The sequence below is a fragment of the Granulicatella elegans genome, from assembly GCF_020735385.1.
Classification (GTDB): domain Bacteria; phylum Bacillota; class Bacilli; order Lactobacillales; family Aerococcaceae; genus Granulicatella; species Granulicatella elegans_B.
In genome coordinates, this window is the sequence record NZ_CP085953.1 from 1,762,203 (window position 1) to 1,778,793 (window position 16,591).

The window sequence follows — 16,591 nt, forward strand, 5'->3', positions numbered from 1 at the left end:
TTAAACTTCCTCACCTTCAAGCAAGATACTTTGATAACTTGGATCTAAATCTAATAATTCTTCTAAATTATCAATTTCAACGATATCCGTTTTCTCCATTGGATAAATTCCTATTTCATATTCTTCTGGATAGCAAAACATCGCTACATCATCCCAATAAATTTGACGATTTTGTTTCACATCAAATTCTTGTTCTAAATGATGCGCTAAACGCTGCCCATCTTCTTTATTCCAACGAGAAATACTATATAATTGCCACCCTTTTTCTCCACCAGTACGTGAACAATGAATGACTTTTTCCTGTTCATCGACTGTCATTAACCATTCATCAGTATGCCCCTCAGTCCACACACAGTTATATCCTGAATGAGTAAAGTCAGCATGAAGAATTTCCGGATTATAAATTAATTGATCACTATCTAAAATAACAACATCTTCTAAATATTGTCTTGCCACATACAAAGAAGAAATATTATTACAAGAATCATAATAAGGATTTTCAATAATTTTTAATCCTGGATATTCTTGCTCTAATGGATAAAATTGTTCTTTTAAATAACCAACTACTACATAAATTTCATGAATGCCATTCTTATGTAGTGCCTGAATAACCGTATCAATCATTCGAACTCCATTGACCTTTACAAGCGGTTTTGGAGTATGGTTTGTAATAGGTCTCATTCTTGTTCCTTGACCTGCAGCCATTAAAATAGCTCTTTTAATTGTATTTGTCATAATTCTCCTCTTTTCATAGTTCCTCTAATGTAGCTAACACTAATTTAGAATATTCTTTTGCATAACGATACTGACATAATGAATATTCTCCAAAATCAATTCCTAAACTGCGCTTATATTCGCACCAATTACTCCATAATAATCCTGCACTTGCAATATACGCATAAATTTTAGTGCGAATCATTCGCGTAACTTCTCCTTTGAAGTATAAATCAATTAAATAATCCACTTGATTTCTTGAATACAATGAATAAATACAAAACATCGCAATATCAACATGGGGATCTTGCATTCCTGCATATTCCCAATCAATAATTCGAATGCCATCTTTTGTAAATAAGAAGTTATCTGGAACAGCATCAATATGAACAAGAGTCTCTTTCTTCTCTAATGTATCAATCCATTTCTTTAATTCAAAAATAGCTGCTTTTGTTTTTTCATAGTCTTTAAAATAAGATTTTTCTCCATTCCATAAACTTTCATAAAAATCAATTTGACCAAAAATATCAAAGCGATGATTGACTGTTAAGTTTAATTCATGGAATTCTCTTAGTTTAATCATACAAGCTTCTACTTCATTCCAGTTTTCTGCATCACAGTTTGTAGCATCTTCTAAATAAGCTGTAATTTTATACCCATTATCTGGATTCATGTATAAAACATCATCACAAATTTGTCGATTTTCTAAAGCTTGATAAACGTCTGCTTCTTCTTTTCGATTAATTAGATGATCCGTTCCTTCACCAGGAATTCGCATAATATATTTTTGATTTTGACATTCGAATAAGAACGAACGATTCGTCATTCCTTTTTTCAAAACGGTAATATTTTTAATTTCATCAACTTTGACATTAAAACAATCTTGAATAATTGAAATGGCATCTGTTTGTAAGTTCGCAGAATTTTCATCTATTTCTCGTAGTTGTTCATAGGTGTTAATCTCAATCAATTGTTTAGAGTTCACCACTTTAGAAGGAATGAGCCATTTATTTTTATTTTGTAAAGTACATTCCCAAAATTCATGATCATAAGAAGCTTTCTTTGAAAACTCTTGTAATTTTTCTTGAACAAGCGTAGCTTCTTCTCCCATTAGATAAGATAGACCAATCATTTGGTTCCCTTCCTCAGTTTCGTCAATCATCACTAATTCTCTTTTACGATTCACACGAACGGTACTGTCAGCAGACATTGCGTCACTAACCATATACCATGAATATGGTTCAAAATCACTAAACGGATTTTCTTCGGACCAAATATCACAAGGGATAATATAAGTTTTGTCTAATGATGATTTTACTTTACTTAAAGAATGTAAATTATTTTTTACTTGGTATTCAGAATTTACAACTAATTTAACTTGGAATTCATCGATTAAATATTCATATTTTTCTTTCATAAAGCCAACTACTACTTGAATGTCTGTAATGCCTACTTCATGAAGATGACGAATCATTCTTTCGATTAAGACTTCTCCTTTTACTTCCATTAATCCTTTTGGAATTTCCGTATTAATTGGAACCATTCGCATCCCAAATCCTGCTGCTAAAATAACCGCGCGCTTTGGTTGATTTTCTTTTATAAATGTTTTAGCCTTTTCACTTAATTCTCCTGTTGAAAAAAGCCATTTTTCTTCCTGTAATTCTTTTACTACACGATTCACAAATCCTAATGAATATCCTGATTGATTTGCAATTTCTCGTTGATTCACGTTAGGATTCTTTCGAATTGCGTTCAGAATATCTAGTTTTTGAACGTTCATGTAATCACCACTTTCTGTTTTTGTGAACTAAAGATAGTTTACACCCAACATCTTTAAATAGCAACAATGAAATGTATAAGAAATTATAAAATAAAAAAAGTGGATGACAACATAAAAGTTATCAATCCACTTAATTTAATCAGCTTCATCCACACTACCCATTTGAAGAATCACGCTAACAAAATGATGATGATTCTATTTAATACTGTATTACTAATACCCAACACAATAATAGTATAGTTTTAAATTAGACTAAACTGATGATTATCGTATAGACAGAATTTTTAACTTTTTCCAAATCTTTTGGAAATTCAGTCCACTATATTCTTCTTCCATTGCTTCGTCAATTGAGTTGAAGTGTAATTCATTTTTAGTCGTGTTATTAATTAATACATATTCATCATTAACGAATGAAAAACGATAATGATTTCCATTAAATTCAAATTCAATACTATGACCTTTTTCAATAATTTCTATTAATAAATTCAATGATTTTAACTGACGATTCATCGCATACATAGCTATCACCCATACCAAATTAATTGTGAATAAAGAATGATTTACCCTTCAATTCCCTGTTATTTCTTAATCAAACTATTTCTTTCTAAATCTCCATTTTGTATTAAATAATTATCATTACGGTGCTAGAGGGATTTGAACCCCCGACCTAACGTTTAGGAAACGTTTGCTCTATCCTACTGAGCTATAGCACCCCACGAGTGTATTTTGTCATAAAATACACACAATGTCTATCCTTAATTTAAGATTTTAATCAAAAATTTTCCGTTCAACACTTTTCTTTTTTCTTTTTTTCATTCTACGATTTTTTGCTCGATGTTCTCCCCATAAAACTAATAAAAATAAAATAGAACCACCTAATATGACTGCAAAAGCAAATGCATTTTGAATAATATACACTTGAAGTGTTTGTTGTCTTTTCTCAGGTTCTTTTGGTAAATCAGCAAAACCACTTTCTGCAACTACGTCTACACTCGGATTTTTTTGATTTTCTTTTAAGAACTCTCCTTTTAACGTTACACTCACCTTTTTATTAGCTACTTGCCATTCAGGAGTTTTCCCTTTTTCCAAAATCATCTCAAGGGATTGATTCGTTGTTATTTTATGACCATCAAAATCATGTTCACCAGCTGGTAAAATTGTTTGATAAGAAAAATGTTCTAATACATAGTTTAAAATCGCATTTCCAAATGTATGTCGAATAAATTCTCCATTTTGATTTGACCAATCTCCTACACCAAGAACAACTTCTACCAGTTTCATTTTATCTTTTTCATAAGTTGCAACGTAGTTAAAAGCTCCATATCCACTCGATCCTGTTTTTAATCCATTGACACCTTCGATTCCATATTTAGCACCTGGAATTGAATAATTATACGTATCGAATTTTTCTTCATAAGGTGTACCTTCCATTGTTTTTACAACAGGTGAATTAGTATATTGTAATACTTGTGGATATCGATTCATTAAATCCATTGCTAAAATTGCTAAATCTCGAGCTGTTGTTTGATTCGGTTTGGAAGCATCATAACCTTCTGGTTGATAATATCCTTGGAACAATTCTGCTACAGCACCAGAAGCATTATTAAAATGTGTATGATTCATTCCTAATTCTTTTGCTTTAGCATTCATTTTTTCAATAAATTTTGCAGAATCAGTTGTAATTGCATTAGCTAACATTAGTGTCGCTACATTTGAGGATGGAACAAGTGCCATTTTCAACAATTCTTCAATCGGATACTCGACACCTTCCACAATTTTATTATTACTAATCGCATAAATAGTTGAAATTGCTTGGTCTTCTTTTGTAGCTGTAATTTTTTGTTGAATTGATAATTCACCTTTAGCAATAGCTTCCATCACTAAGTAAACGGTCATCACTTTACTAATACTTGCTGGATCACGCACTTCATCAATATGATCTTGCCACAAAATTTTTCCTGTGTAGGCATCTACGACAATGGAAGCTTTCGGTTTATCTGCTGGATTAACGTCATAACCTGCATTTTTTGTTAATTCAACAATATCTACTGTTTCTGCTCCAATAGTATTCATGGAATATCCTAAAAATAGTAACGAAACAGCCACCAAAACTTTCGCTAATTTTTTCAATTTTTCTCCACCTTTGTCTATATAATCTAGAAATAATTATAGCATATCTAGCAAAAGAAAAAAACTGCAAGAGAAAAGTCTTCTCTTACAGTTCGTAAATGATTTCTTATACAGATTCAATTTTTGTAATTCTTACTTTCATATCTCCGCCAGGGGTTTGGATGACAACTTCGTCATTTAATTTTTTACCAAGAATTCCTTTTGCAATTGGAGAATCATTTGAAATTTTTCCTTCAATAGGATTTGCTTCTGCGCTTCCTACAATTGTATAAGATTCTTCTTCACCATTTGGTAATTCAATAAAAGTAATTTTACGTCCTAATGAAACGATATCTTTTTCGACATTATTATCATCAATAATTTCAGCAAAACGAATCATTTTTTCAAGAGTTGTAATTCTTCCTTCAACAAAGGCTTGTTCATCTTTAGCTGATTCGTACTCTGAATTTTCAGATAAGTCACCATAACTACGAGCAATTTTAATACGCTCAACGATTTCTTTACGTTTAACTACTTTTAGTTCTTCCAATTCAGCTTCTAATTTAGCTTTACCTTCAAGTGTCATTGGATATAATTTCTCAGTCATTTAGCTTCTCCCTCTTTTTCATTTTACTACTTTGACAGTGGTAAAAACATACCATTTTATAAAGAAGAATGCAAGCATTATTTATAAATTTCTAAGAATTTTATGCTAAATCACTTAAAATAGACGCAATTTTTGTTGTCATTAAGTCAATTGCAACAGCATTAGAGCCACCTTCAGGGATAATAATATCCGCAAATTTCTTAGTAGGTTCAATAAATTGATGATACATTGGTTTTACAACTCCAATATATTGCTGAATAATCGAATCCAGTGTTCTACCACGTTCAACCATATCTCGTTTAATACGTCGAATAATACGAATATCATCATCTGTATCAACATACACTTTAATATCCATTAAATTACGTAAACGTTCATCTTCCAAAATTAAAATTCCTTCAATTAGAATCACATCTTTTGGTTCTTGATGAATGGTACGGTCACTTCTTGTATGATTTTCATAATCATAGACTGGCTCATCAATCGATTCGAAATTAATTAATTTATTCATATGTTCAATTAATAAATCCGTATCAAATGCAAATGGATGGTCATAGTTCGTTTTTAAACGATCTTCAAAAGGCATATCACTTTGGTCTTTATAATAGAAGTCTTGGTCAATTTTCACAATACTTAATTCTGGAAAATGATCCAAAATCTTTCTACTAACAGTAGTTTTACCACTACCAGAACCACCAGTCACTCCAATAACAATCGGCTTCTTTTTCATAAATTACTCCTTATCAACGTATTTGGCTTTTAATACTAAGTGTTCATCATATGTTTTTGCAAAATAAACTTCTTTTGTTTGAATATCTGCTACGAAATATTCGTAATCAGTTTGAGCTGGATCAACAGCCGCTAAAATCGCTTCTTCACTTGGACTATTAAACGGTCCAGGTCCTAAACCTCTATACTTGTATAAATTATATGGAGAATTTACTTCTAAATCTTTTAATGTGACAACTTCTTTATGTTCACCTAGAGCATAAAGAACTGAAATATCCGTTTGCAACATCATATTCTTTTTCAGGCGATTATAGAAAACACTGGCAATATTTTGACGGTCTTCTAATTTATATCCTTCTTTTTCTAGTAAAGAAGCCATCGTTAAAATTTCATGGACATTATAGTCTCCTTGAGAAATTTTTGCATAATATTTGGATAAGACACTATCTGTTTTAGCAACCATTTCTTCAATAATCATTTGTAATGTTTTATTTTCATCTGCATCATAAGTTGCAGGGAATAAATATCCTTCTAGGAAATAACGAACATTTTTGGCTTTTTGAGCATCTTTCAATAATCGTGGAAATTTTTGTACTAATTGATCAATAAAAGCTTGTTCTTGTACTTTATCCATAAAGTCATCTTTCGAATATTTCGTAGATTTTTCAATTTCTTCGGCAATTCCTATTAAAGTTTCACCTTCACGTACAACTACTTTTGCTACATTTGCAGATTTATCTTTCCCACCATCTGTTAGTTGCCCTAAAATTTGGTCTAAATCCATCGATGGAGATAATTGATAAAATCCTGCTTTAAATCCAGCTACATTTTTGAATTTAATATAGAAATTAAAAATTTTCGCATTTCGAATAAGCTTATTATCTTCTAATATTTTAGCAATTTGCTTCACGGAAGATCCTGCTGGAATTTCAACTTCTACTGTTTGGGTTTGTTTTACGTCTACTGGTTTCAATGATTTAGAAACATAATAATAACCATATGCTCCACCACAAAGGATTACTACTGTAAATATCAACGCAAAAAATCTAACAATATTTCGTGTGATTTTAGATTCTTTCTTTCGGATAGCTCTTAATTCATCATTTTCATAGATGAATTCTGTTCTAAAACGTTCTTTTTTTGACATATTCCGCCTCCTTTTAACTTCGTTGTCATTATACATGAATTCCTATAACATTTGAAGACTCGGAGTTATACAATTATGTTACAAATTCTAACAATGAGAGACGAATAGACGAAATTTAGGCATGAGAACGAAAGGCTGTTGCCGTCCAATGCTACTTAAGTCAAGTCCAATCATTCAAACGCCACACTCATAAATACACGGCCATCTCGCCCCATAAAAGAGAAGAAGACACCAAATATCCTCCTATCAGGTGTCTTCTATAATATTATTCTTCTTCTTCATCTAAGAAAGTATTTAGAACTTCCTCAATCATATCCCATTCTTCATCCGTTTCAATAGGAAGTAAGTCACCTTCAGTACCATCTTCAGCTTCAACATATGAAAATGCTTGAAGTTCAACTTCTTCTCCCTCTGGAATTCCTGCAGGATATACTAAAACATATGATTTACCAAAATCTTCTGAATCAAAAGTAAATAAAACCTCATGTAAGACTTCATTTCCCTCTTCATCAATAATTGTAATATGTTCATGTCCATCATGTTCATGTGTATGTTCTGTCATTACGCTTCCTCTTTTCTATTTAATATTTAAATCTAAATAATTTTGTAAAATGATGACAGCTGCTAACTTATCAATAACTTCTTTTCTCTTTTTACGAGAAACATTCGCCTCCTCAACAAGCATCCTTTCTGCTTGCATCGTTGTTAACCGTTCATCATGAAAAACGATAGGAATTTCTAATCGCTTTTCTAAACTTCTACCATATTTTTGTGAAGCTTCCGCTCTTGGCCCAGCTGTATTATTCATGTTTTTTGGCATACCGATAACAATCTTCTCAACTTCATATTCTTTAACCAATTCCACCACACGGTTAAAACCAAATTCACTTGCAGCCTCATTAATCGCAATCGTTTCAACACCTTGAGCAGTCCAACCAAGTGGGTCACTAATCGCAACTCCAACCGTTTTACTGCCGACATCTAATCCCATTACTCTCATTAACAATCTCTACCTGTCGAACGAATATAATGGCGGATTAATTCTTCGATAATTTCATCACGTTCGTGACGTCTTACTAGATTTCTAGCATCACGATGTCGAGGAATATAAGCTGGATCACCAGATAATAAGTACCCAACAATTTGATTCACTGCACTATAACCTTTTTCGTTTAATGCATCGTAAACAATTGTTAGTGTCTCTTGTACTGTTTTTTCATCTTTATTATGAAAGTTAAATAGAACTGTTTCATCCATTGAACTCATATTAACACCTCATTTCTTTGTATCTTCATTCTACTAGATTTTTCATAAAACTACAATCAATTCGATAGAGATTAAACTTTCCTTTAAATATTAAGCTTGAGCCAAGAATTCTTCTACCGCTTTTAACGCAGCTGGAATACCTGCTGGATTTTTACCACCCGCTTGAGCCATGTCTGGACGGCCACCACCGCCACCTTGAATATGTAAAGCAATGGCTTTAATAATATCTCCTGCTTTAATTCCTTTTTCATTCGCATCTTTAGAAACTGCAGCTAATAAATTCGCTTTTTCACCTTCATTTGTAGCAACTACAAATACATCACTTGCTGCTTTTTGTCTCCAAGTATCCGCTAATTGACGTAATTCATTCATATCTTTATTAGGTAAATGAACTGTAATAAATGAATAGTTTCCTGCTGTAGATACAGATTCAAATAGGTCTGCTACTTCAGATTTCATTAATTTCGCTTTTAACGCAACAATTTCATGTTGAGCTTCTTTTAATTCTTGTTGTAAATGAGAAACTCGTTCAGGTGTACTATCTAATTGAACAGCTTTAACATCACTTGCAATTTGTTTTAATAACAATTCATGCTTTGCTAATAACTCAAATGCTTCTTGACTAGTTACAGCTTCAATACGGCGAACGCCCGCACCAATACCAGATTCAGAAATAATCTTGAATAGACCAATTTCTTGCGTATTTGAAACATGAACCCCACCACATAATTCAATAGACCAATTTGCAATGTTTACCATACGAACTTTATTACCATATTTTTCGCCGAATAAAGCCATTGCTCCTAATTTTTTCGCTTCTTCTAATGTAGTTTCAATTGTCACTACATCTAAAGCTGCCCAAATTTTTTCATTTACAATACGTTCCATTTCAGCCAATTCTTCAGCTGTTACTTGTCCAAAGTGGCTAAAGTCGAAACGTAAGTATCCTGGAGCTACTAATGAACCTGCTTGGTTTGCATGTGTTCCTAATACTTCTTTTAATGCTTGGTGTAATAAGTGAGTTGCAGTGTGGTTTTTAATTAATTTAGCACGCTCTTGTTGATCTACTTCTAATACATAAGTTGAGTTTAATTGCATTGGAGCAATTACATCAATTGTGTGTAATGGTTGACCATTTGGAGCTTTCTTCACTTGAACGACAGTTGCAACTACTTGACCTGATTCATCTTTAATCACACCATGGTCAGATAATTGTCCACCCATTTCTGCATAGAATGGAGTTTGCTCGAAAACAACTTGTACTCTTGTGTCTTCTGAAGCTGATTCTACTAATTCATCTTCAAATACAATAGCTTTTAGTACACCTTTATCTGTTGTACGGTCATATCCAACAAATGAGCTTTCTACTGTAATATCACGTAAAACAGCTGATTGAACATTCATAGAAGTTTCTGTATTACGAGCTGCACGAGCACGTTCTTTTTGCGCTTTCATTTCAGCTTGGAATCCTTCTTCATCTACTTCATAACCATTATCGCTAGCATATTCTAATGTTAATTCATAAGGGAAGCCATAAGTATCATATAGTTTAAAAGCATTTTCACCTGATAAAACTGTTTGATTTTTCTCTTTCATTTCAGCAAATACTGTTTCTAAAATTGCAAGTCCATCATGAATGGTTTCTTGGAAACGATTTTCTTCATTTGCAATTACTTTTTGAATAAATTCAAGATTTTCAGTAACTTCTGGATAGTAACTATGCATAATACTTGCCACAGTTGGAACTAATTTTGTTAAGAATGAACCTTGAATTCCTAAACGTTGACCATGCATTACTGAACGACGAATTAAACGACGGATAATATATCCACGTCCTTCATTTGAAGGTAACGCACCATCACCAATCGCAAAGCTTACTGCACGAATATGGTCAGCAATAACTTTAAATGAAACATCTAAATCTTTTGAAGTATTATATTTTTTACCAGCACTTAGTTGTTCTAATTGTTGAATAATTGGCATGAATAAATCTGTTTCAAAGTTTGTTGGAGTATCTTGAATTACAGAAACAACACGCTCTAATCCCATCCCCGTATCGACGTTTTTATGTGGTAATGGAGGATAAGTACCATCTGGCATATGGTTAAATTGAGAGAATACTAAGTTCCAAATTTCTAAGTAACGTTCGTTTTCTCCTCCTGGATAATTTTCAGGATCATCTTCAGCTAATGTTTGATATTTTTCACCACGGTCATAGAAAATCTCAGTATCTGGTCCACATGGTCCAGCACCGATATCCCAGAAGTTATCTTCTACTGGAATAATATGGTCTTCTGGTAATCCCACTTTTTCCATCCATAATTGTTTTGTTTCTAAATCTTTTGGATAATACGTTACATATAAACGATTTGGGTCTAATGCTAACCATTTTTCACTTGTTAAAAATTCCCAAGCCCATGGAATTACTTCTTCTTTGAAATAATCTCCAATTGAAAAGTTCCCCATCATTTCAAATAATGTATGGTGTCTTGCAGTGTGACCTACATTTTCAATATCATTTGTACGAATACTCTTTTGAGCATTTGTAATTCTTGGAACTTCTGGAGTCTCTGTTCCATCAAAATATTTTTTTAACGTAGCCACCCCTGAGTTAATCCATAATAATGTTGGATCATTAACAGGAATTAAACTTGCACTTGGGTGTACCTTATGTCCTTTCTCTTGGAAAAAATCAAGATACATTTGACGAATTTCGCTACTAGATAATTTTTTCATCTTTACCATCCTTTTCGTTTATTATAAAAAAATAAAAACTGCCCCATTGTTACAAGGGCGTCTACCACGCGGTACCACCTTGCTTACAATGAAACAGCATTTTCATCCTCATTCATTCCGATAACGCGGGAAGCGTCTGTATTTCTACAAAAAATCCAATCAGGAGCATAAATTTCGTGGTCATTTTCACCGGCTAGACCTCTCTACTGTTAAAATTCTTTTATCTGACTGGGCAATACTCATTTAGTATAAGAAAATCTCTAACATTTGTCAAATGATTCAGTAGGATATCTATTACTTTGTCAAACACAAGTGATAATGTCTCAATGAAACACAAGTAAAAATGTCCCAACTAATGTTACAATAAATTCATTCTAATATTATGGAGGGCTTGTATGGAGGATTATCTAAATATGAACGAAAAAATTAAATATGAAGTCATTAAAAAAGTTGTAGAAGGAAAAAAATCAAAACAAAGAGCAGAATGCGAATTAGGATTATCTCGTAGACAAATTAATCGTTATATTCAACGATTTTCTGCTGAAGGTCGTCCTGGTTTTAAACATAAAAATGCTGGTAGGAAATGTTCCTTTGCCATTTCGTCTGAAATAAAACAACAAATTATTGCTCTTTATAGTTCTAGATATAATGGGTTTAATTTTATTCATTTTCATGAATTTCTACGTTCTCATGAGAATATTTCAGTGTCTTTAAGTTCTTTAAGAAATATTCTTGCTGAAGCAAATTGCCTTTCTCCTAAAGCTCGTAAAGCAACGAAAAGAAAGATGAAGAAAAAATTAGTACTCGAAAAAAAACAAAAGAAGGAAAACTATAGTGATAGTTCTGATTCCTCTGTTAAAGAAAATATCGTTCCTTTAGAAAAGGCTCATCCATCTCGTCCTAGAAAAAAATACGCTGGTGAATTATTGCAGATGGATGCTTCGCCTTTTGTTTGGTTTGGAGAAGAGGTGTCGCATTTACATATCGCTGTTGATGATTGTACTGGGATGATTGTCGGAGCTTATTTTGATCATCAAGAAACGTTGAAAGGCTATTACGAAGTAACCGCTCAATTTTTAGAAAAATACGGAATTCCTGTTAAAATTTTAACGGATAGACGTTCTGTTTTTATATACAATCAGAAAAAAAAGAAGGATTCCTCTTCCGACGGAGAAACCCTTACTCAATATGGATATATGTGTAAAACTCTAGGTGTTTCCTTAGATACTACCTCTGTTCCTCAAGCAAAAGGACGGGTTGAACGTTTCTTTGGCACCTTACAAAGCCGCCTCGCAAGCGAATTGTATCTTTACAATATCCAAACTTTTGAAGAAGCAAATCTTTATTTACAATCCTTTGTTGAAAATTTTAATAAACAATTTGCTTTCCCTCTTAAGGATACACAAAATGCTTTCGAAAAGCTAGATACAACATTATCGATTAATCAATTATTGTCAAAACATACATTTAGAACGGTATCAGCAGGGCATTCTATTAAATATAAAAACAATGCTTATCGTTTTATTGATGCGAATGGTGAACAAATTTATTTACTACGAAACTCTAGAGTAATGGTTATAGAAACACTAGATGAACAATTATTCGCTAGTTTAAATGATAAATTATATGCTTTAGAAGTTATTAAAGAGCATGAGGCTGTGTCTAAGGATCTTGACTTAGAAACGATCGAACAGGTAGAAAAAAAGCTAAAAAACCTCATATTCCACCTATGTCACATCCTTGGAAAGCACAGTCTTATCAGAATTATTTAAATAAACTGAGTAAGAAACACTAACCCCCCTTTTTTTCCGAAAATAAAACATTAAAATATTTATATTTTGATGTTTTATTTTTGGGCAGAGGCTGGGCAAAAAGTCTCAAAAATAGAAGAAAGCACGTCCCGATTTTGACTGAAATCAAAATTAGGACGTGCTTTTTAATAAATTCAGTAAAATCAAGGGGGATAAACCACCCTTGATTCATATTATTTAAGATATATTTCCTTAATCTCTGCAAATTCATCCCTAAAAAGAGCAGACCAATGTTATTATGAACTGCATTTTTACCTCTAACATGAGTTCTGCGCATGCCAAAATTGCGCTTCATTTGACCGAAAACTGGCTCAACTTCAATTTTTCGTTGAGCATATATACTACTTCCACGGTCACTATGTAACGCTTCTTTAATCGTTTCTTTATAAGATTCCCAAACTTGGTTTACACGGATTTGACGTTGTTGTCCAGTAGGAGTTTTCGCTAATTCATCCAATGCTTCTGTTTCTTGAATTGAATCTGTCTCATACACTTTAAATCTACGAGTAAATCCATTCTTATCGTTTCTTGTTGAATAATATTTAAAACTAAATTTTACACCTAAATGATCAATATAATAATCTTCCTCTTCATTGTAATACCAATTTTGTCTATTAGATGGATCATTTTTAAATTTCTTCGTTTGTTCTTTTTCGTACATTGTGTAAGGAATCAAAGGTGTCTTTTCATACTCTTCAAGAATCAATTGATAGTTTTCTTCACTACCGTATCCAGCATCCGCAATAATAATAGAAAATTTGTCTAATAGTTTAAATGAATTTAAAAATGGTTTAAGAGTACGCATATCTGTAGGATTAGGAAATACATCAAAACCTAAAACATATTGATGATTCGTTGCGATTTGAAGATTATAGCCAGGTTTTAATTCTCGATTTTTCATGGCATCTTCTTTCATACACATAAAAGTAGCATCGTTATCTGTTTTAGAATAACTATTCCGGTTATCAAATGTTTCCTTAGCTATCGTATATTTTTCTTTACGAGGCAGAAAATCTTTTTCAAGTTGACGTTTAAAAGAATTTAACAAGCGTTTTTTCTGTTTGTTTTTAGAACCACCAACAATATGTTTAGGTTCTTCTTCAATGAGTTCTTCTAACTGTTCTAGAGAGTTATTAGTAGCTTCAATCATGGCATGAACACCATATTCAGTAATTTTTTCTTCTTCTGATAAAGCAATATTCACTTGATTTTGAATTAATTGATCATATAATGTACTAATTTTTTCATTTAAAGCTTCATCATATCTTTCAATAGCTTTACGCCATACAAATGAATAACGATTGGCATCTGCTTGAACTTTTGTACCATCAATAAATAAACTATCTGAATCAATAATATGATAGTGTTGGAGTAATAAAGTAAAGTATACGAAAATGTTTTTAATGATAGAGGAAAACTGTTCATTACTTCTAAAATTATTAATAACATGGTAACAGACATAAGTTTGTTGAGAAAGCCACTGCATCGGAATATTTTCTTCATTTAATTGAACAATTTTTCTACCACTATACGTAGAACGAGTATAAGCGAAGAGAATCATTTTTAATAACATACGAGGATGATGAGCAGGTCTACCCATTTTTGATGTTGTATTAGGAAAGATAATAGAATCTGGAATAGAATCTACAAACTGATTAATAAATTGAGCAATGTGGTTTTTAGGGACGGTTAATGTAAAATTTAGTTCTAAAGTATCTGTTGGTGTGGTATAATTTTTGTACATAGGAGTCACCCTTTCTTATTTTATTTCATTCAAACTTATTATAACAGAGGTAGACTCCTATGTTTAATTTAGGCTCATCGACAAATTCTGTTGGTGGATCAAATTTAACACCAAATTAAGTCTTTCATTTTAAATGAACAAGGTGGAAGAAAAGTAACGATTTAATCGATTTAACAATCAACCACAAACATAACTATGAACGAAATCTAGTTTTAACTTTATAATGAGCAGGGGCATGTTATCCGCGATTAGCGGTTTGGGGGCTGTGAAATTTGATATTATTTTTCGCTTCCCCCAATTCAACATGCCCATGGAGGCTCATTGTCAAGTTAAAACGACTCTATACATACTTTTTTAACTCATAATGACTTTCTATTGACCGGGGTAAAGAAACAACCTTTAATAATCTTGATTCTTAATTTCATATTCTCAAAATTTCGATATCCATATGCAACACGTTTAATTACTTTAATGAGATTATTCGTTCCTTCAATAGCTCCATTGGAATATCCTGTCGTAAAAGCTTGATAAATCCCATTCTTAAAACGTTTAAACACTTCAAACTTCTTCTTAAATTCATAAGGTAATTGTTTTGGAATTTCCTTTATACATGTCATAAATGCCTCGTAATTTTTCTTTTTATAGGCTTTTCTAAGTTCTTGAATGAAATCATATGCATCTGATAACACTTCGTCAAAACTCAATAATTTTTCTACCAATTGAGCTTGAGTAAGATAGGTTTTGAAGTGATAATTGTACCTTAATTTTTCTTCATCTAATTCATCACTAGGCTTTAAGAGTACTTTCCAGTATCGCTTTAATGTCTTCTGTTGTGTTGATTTAGGAGAGAATTGCTTCATAATCACAATGCGCAGTTGATTAAAATTACGATTCATATGTTGAACGATATGGAATCGATCTACTACGATAACAGCATTTGGAAATACTGTTTTAATAAGGTTTTGATAAGAAGCATTCATATCCATCACTAAATATCTTACTTTTAAACGTTGTTTACGAGAAAACTTCATAAAGAATGAAATCATTTCATGAAGTGTTCTACCAGGCAAAATATCAATTAATTGGCGATTTTCTCCATCTAAACAAATGAAATTCATTTTCCCTTGTTGCGTTTTAACGCCTCTAAATTCATCTAAACAAAGCACTTTAGGTAAATAATGATACTGCTGCATTGTTTTTATTTTAAACTTTTTCATCACTCTTTCAACAGTCTTATCAGAAATTGAAAGGAGTTTAGCGATTGCTTTTCTAGAGAAGTTTTCTTTTAAATACAACATAATTTGACACTCTAAATCATAAGAAATATTACTATTTTTTGGAACAAGAGGGCAATCTGCAACCCATGTTTTATGACAATCTTTACAGATGAATCGTTGTACTTTAAGGTCTAAAATAGTCTTATGTCCAAATAGGTGTGGAATTCTAATTTTATGTTCCATAGGAGAATGTTTCATCACATTTTCGCTAGAACAATATAGACAAGAAGTACAAGTATTTGTCCAAGTTCCATTAATTTTATGAACTATTTCATTATTTTCTGTCACGATTTCTAACCAATTTTCATCCGTAATAAAATTTTCTTCTGTTAATCTTAGTAATTTTCGTATACAATAGTCCATGAGAGAAATCCTCCTTTGATTTGTTTTAGTCGACTTAATCATAACTCGGATTTCTCTTTTTTGCATGTAAAAAATCCTGTCGGTAATTTCTCACCAACAGGATTTGTCGAACAACCTTAATTTATAAGACTAAAAAGCACTATAAAATCCTGTTTCAGAATTTTATAGTGCTTTCTTCTATTTTTGAGACTTTTTGCCCAGCCTCACACCTGTACTAAACTAATTTTTTCAGGACATTTTAACTTGTGCTTGACAATGATTCAGTAGGATATCTATTACTTTAACACCTTCGCTAAACTAACCAAGAA

General features: G+C 32.1%; 14 protein-coding genes and 1 tRNA gene. 1 reads left to right on the top strand and 14 read right to left on the bottom strand.

All coding sequences use genetic code 11. From position 1 onward, the window contains the following. The 12 genes from LK443_RS08710 to alaS form a co-directional block, all read right to left on the bottom strand. Positions 1-735 carry an NTP transferase domain-containing protein gene (locus LK443_RS08710; RefSeq protein ID WP_227931523.1) on the bottom strand — a complete coding sequence of 245 codons (735 nt, stop codon included), beginning with the start codon at positions 733-735 and terminating at the stop codon, positions 1-3. Positions 736-748: 13 nt separating this feature from the next. Continuing rightward, positions 749-2,494: a phosphotransferase gene (locus tag LK443_RS08715; RefSeq protein WP_227931524.1), complete on the bottom strand. Its 1,746-nt coding sequence runs from the start codon at positions 2,492-2,494 to the stop codon at positions 749-751. A 264-nt stretch (positions 2,495-2,758) separates the two neighbouring features. Continuing rightward, on the bottom strand, positions 2,759-3,022 hold the full coding sequence (locus LK443_RS08720; protein ID WP_227931525.1) for a hypothetical protein: 264 nt from the start codon (positions 3,020-3,022) through the stop codon (positions 2,759-2,761). A gap of 111 nt (positions 3,023-3,133) precedes the next feature. Then, a tRNA-Arg gene (locus LK443_RS08725) sits at positions 3,134-3,207 on the bottom strand. Positions 3,208-3,262: 55 nt separating this feature from the next. Beyond that, positions 3,263-4,624 (bottom strand): serine hydrolase, encoded by a 1,362-nt coding sequence (locus LK443_RS08730; protein ID WP_227931526.1) that lies wholly within the window; start codon positions 4,622-4,624, stop codon positions 3,263-3,265. Positions 4,625-4,730: 106 nt separating this feature from the next. Beyond that, on the bottom strand, positions 4,731-5,210 hold the full coding sequence (gene greA / locus LK443_RS08735) for a transcription elongation factor GreA (protein ID WP_227931527.1): 480 nt from the start codon (positions 5,208-5,210) through the stop codon (positions 4,731-4,733). 100 nt (positions 5,211-5,310) lie between these two features. Beyond that, positions 5,311-5,940 (bottom strand): uridine kinase, encoded by a 630-nt coding sequence (gene udk / locus LK443_RS08740; protein WP_227931528.1) that lies wholly within the window; start codon positions 5,938-5,940, stop codon positions 5,311-5,313. Positions 5,941-5,943: 3 nt separating this feature from the next. Further along, the gene (gene mltG, locus LK443_RS08745) at positions 5,944-7,086 is read right to left on the bottom strand and encodes an endolytic transglycosylase MltG (RefSeq protein WP_227931529.1); all 1,143 of its coding nucleotides are present in this window, start codon (positions 7,084-7,086) and stop codon (positions 5,944-5,946) included. 265 nt (positions 7,087-7,351) lie between these two features. Beyond that, positions 7,352-7,648, bottom strand: a complete 297-nt coding sequence (locus LK443_RS08750) for a DUF1292 domain-containing protein (protein WP_006702829.1) — start codon at positions 7,646-7,648, stop codon at positions 7,352-7,354. A 15-nt stretch (positions 7,649-7,663) separates the two neighbouring features. Then, positions 7,664-8,086, bottom strand: coding sequence for a Holliday junction resolvase RuvX (gene ruvX / locus LK443_RS08755; RefSeq protein ID WP_227931530.1), 423 nt, complete (start codon positions 8,084-8,086; stop codon positions 7,664-7,666). After that, on the bottom strand, positions 8,086-8,352 hold the full coding sequence (locus tag LK443_RS08760) for an IreB family regulatory phosphoprotein (RefSeq protein ID WP_227931531.1): 267 nt from the start codon (positions 8,350-8,352) through the stop codon (positions 8,086-8,088). Before LK443_RS08760 ends, ruvX begins: the two co-directional genes overlap by 1 nt. Before the next feature lie 90 nt (positions 8,353-8,442). Further along, positions 8,443-11,088 carry an alanine--tRNA ligase gene (alaS, locus tag LK443_RS08765; RefSeq protein WP_227931532.1) on the bottom strand — a complete coding sequence of 882 codons (2,646 nt, stop codon included), beginning with the start codon at positions 11,086-11,088 and terminating at the stop codon, positions 8,443-8,445. A gap of 413 nt (positions 11,089-11,501) precedes the next feature. Here alaS and LK443_RS08770 point away from each other — a divergent pair, with 413 nt between their 5' ends. After that, positions 11,502-12,860 carry an ISNCY family transposase gene (locus tag LK443_RS08770; protein WP_227931533.1) on the top strand — a complete coding sequence of 453 codons (1,359 nt, stop codon included), beginning with the start codon at positions 11,502-11,504 and terminating at the stop codon, positions 12,858-12,860. A gap of 19 nt (positions 12,861-12,879) precedes the next feature. On the opposite strand, the gene LK443_RS08775 is transcribed toward LK443_RS08770, so the two are convergent. After that, on the bottom strand, positions 12,880-14,643 hold the full coding sequence (locus LK443_RS08775; RefSeq protein WP_227931534.1) for an IS1182 family transposase: 1,764 nt from the start codon (positions 14,641-14,643) through the stop codon (positions 12,880-12,882). A gap of 359 nt (positions 14,644-15,002) precedes the next feature. Further along, positions 15,003-16,349: an ISL3 family transposase gene (locus LK443_RS08780; protein ID WP_227931025.1), complete on the bottom strand. Its 1,347-nt coding sequence runs from the start codon at positions 16,347-16,349 to the stop codon at positions 15,003-15,005. Between the last annotated feature and the right edge of the window lie 242 nt (positions 16,350-16,591).

Excerpts from the sequence above, each read along its gene's own strand:
- LK443_RS08710 (WP_227931523.1), bottom strand. The coding sequence starts at position 735 with ATGACAAATACAATTAAAAGAGCTATTTTAATGGCTGCAGGTCAAGGA.
- LK443_RS08715 (WP_227931524.1), bottom strand. The coding sequence starts at position 2,494 with ATGAACGTTCAAAAACTAGATATTCTGAACGCAATTCGAAAGAATCCT.
- greA (WP_227931527.1), bottom strand. The coding sequence starts at position 5,210 with ATGACTGAGAAATTATATCCAATGACACTTGAAGGTAAAGCTAAATTA.
- udk (WP_227931528.1), bottom strand. The coding sequence starts at position 5,940 with ATGAAAAAGAAGCCGATTGTTATTGGAGTGACTGGTGGTTCTGGTAGT.
- mltG (WP_227931529.1), bottom strand. The coding sequence starts at position 7,086 with ATGTCAAAAAAAGAACGTTTTAGAACAGAATTCATCTATGAAAATGAT.
- LK443_RS08750 (WP_006702829.1), bottom strand. The coding sequence starts at position 7,648 with ATGACAGAACATACACATGAACATGATGGACATGAACATATTACAATT.
- ruvX (WP_227931530.1), bottom strand. The coding sequence starts at position 8,086 with ATGAGAGTAATGGGATTAGATGTCGGCAGTAAAACGGTTGGAGTTGCG.
- LK443_RS08760 (WP_227931531.1), bottom strand. The coding sequence starts at position 8,352 with ATGAGTTCAATGGATGAAACAGTTCTATTTAACTTTCATAATAAAGAT.
- alaS (WP_227931532.1), bottom strand. The coding sequence starts at position 11,088 with ATGAAAAAATTATCTAGTAGCGAAATTCGTCAAATGTATCTTGATTTT.
- LK443_RS08770 (WP_227931533.1), top strand. The coding sequence starts at position 11,502 with ATGAACGAAAAAATTAAATATGAAGTCATTAAAAAAGTTGTAGAAGGA.
- LK443_RS08775 (WP_227931534.1), bottom strand. The coding sequence starts at position 14,643 with ATGTACAAAAATTATACCACACCAACAGATACTTTAGAACTAAATTTT.
- LK443_RS08780 (WP_227931025.1), bottom strand. The coding sequence starts at position 16,349 with ATGCAAAAAAGAGAAATCCGAGTTATGATTAAGTCGACTAAAACAAAT.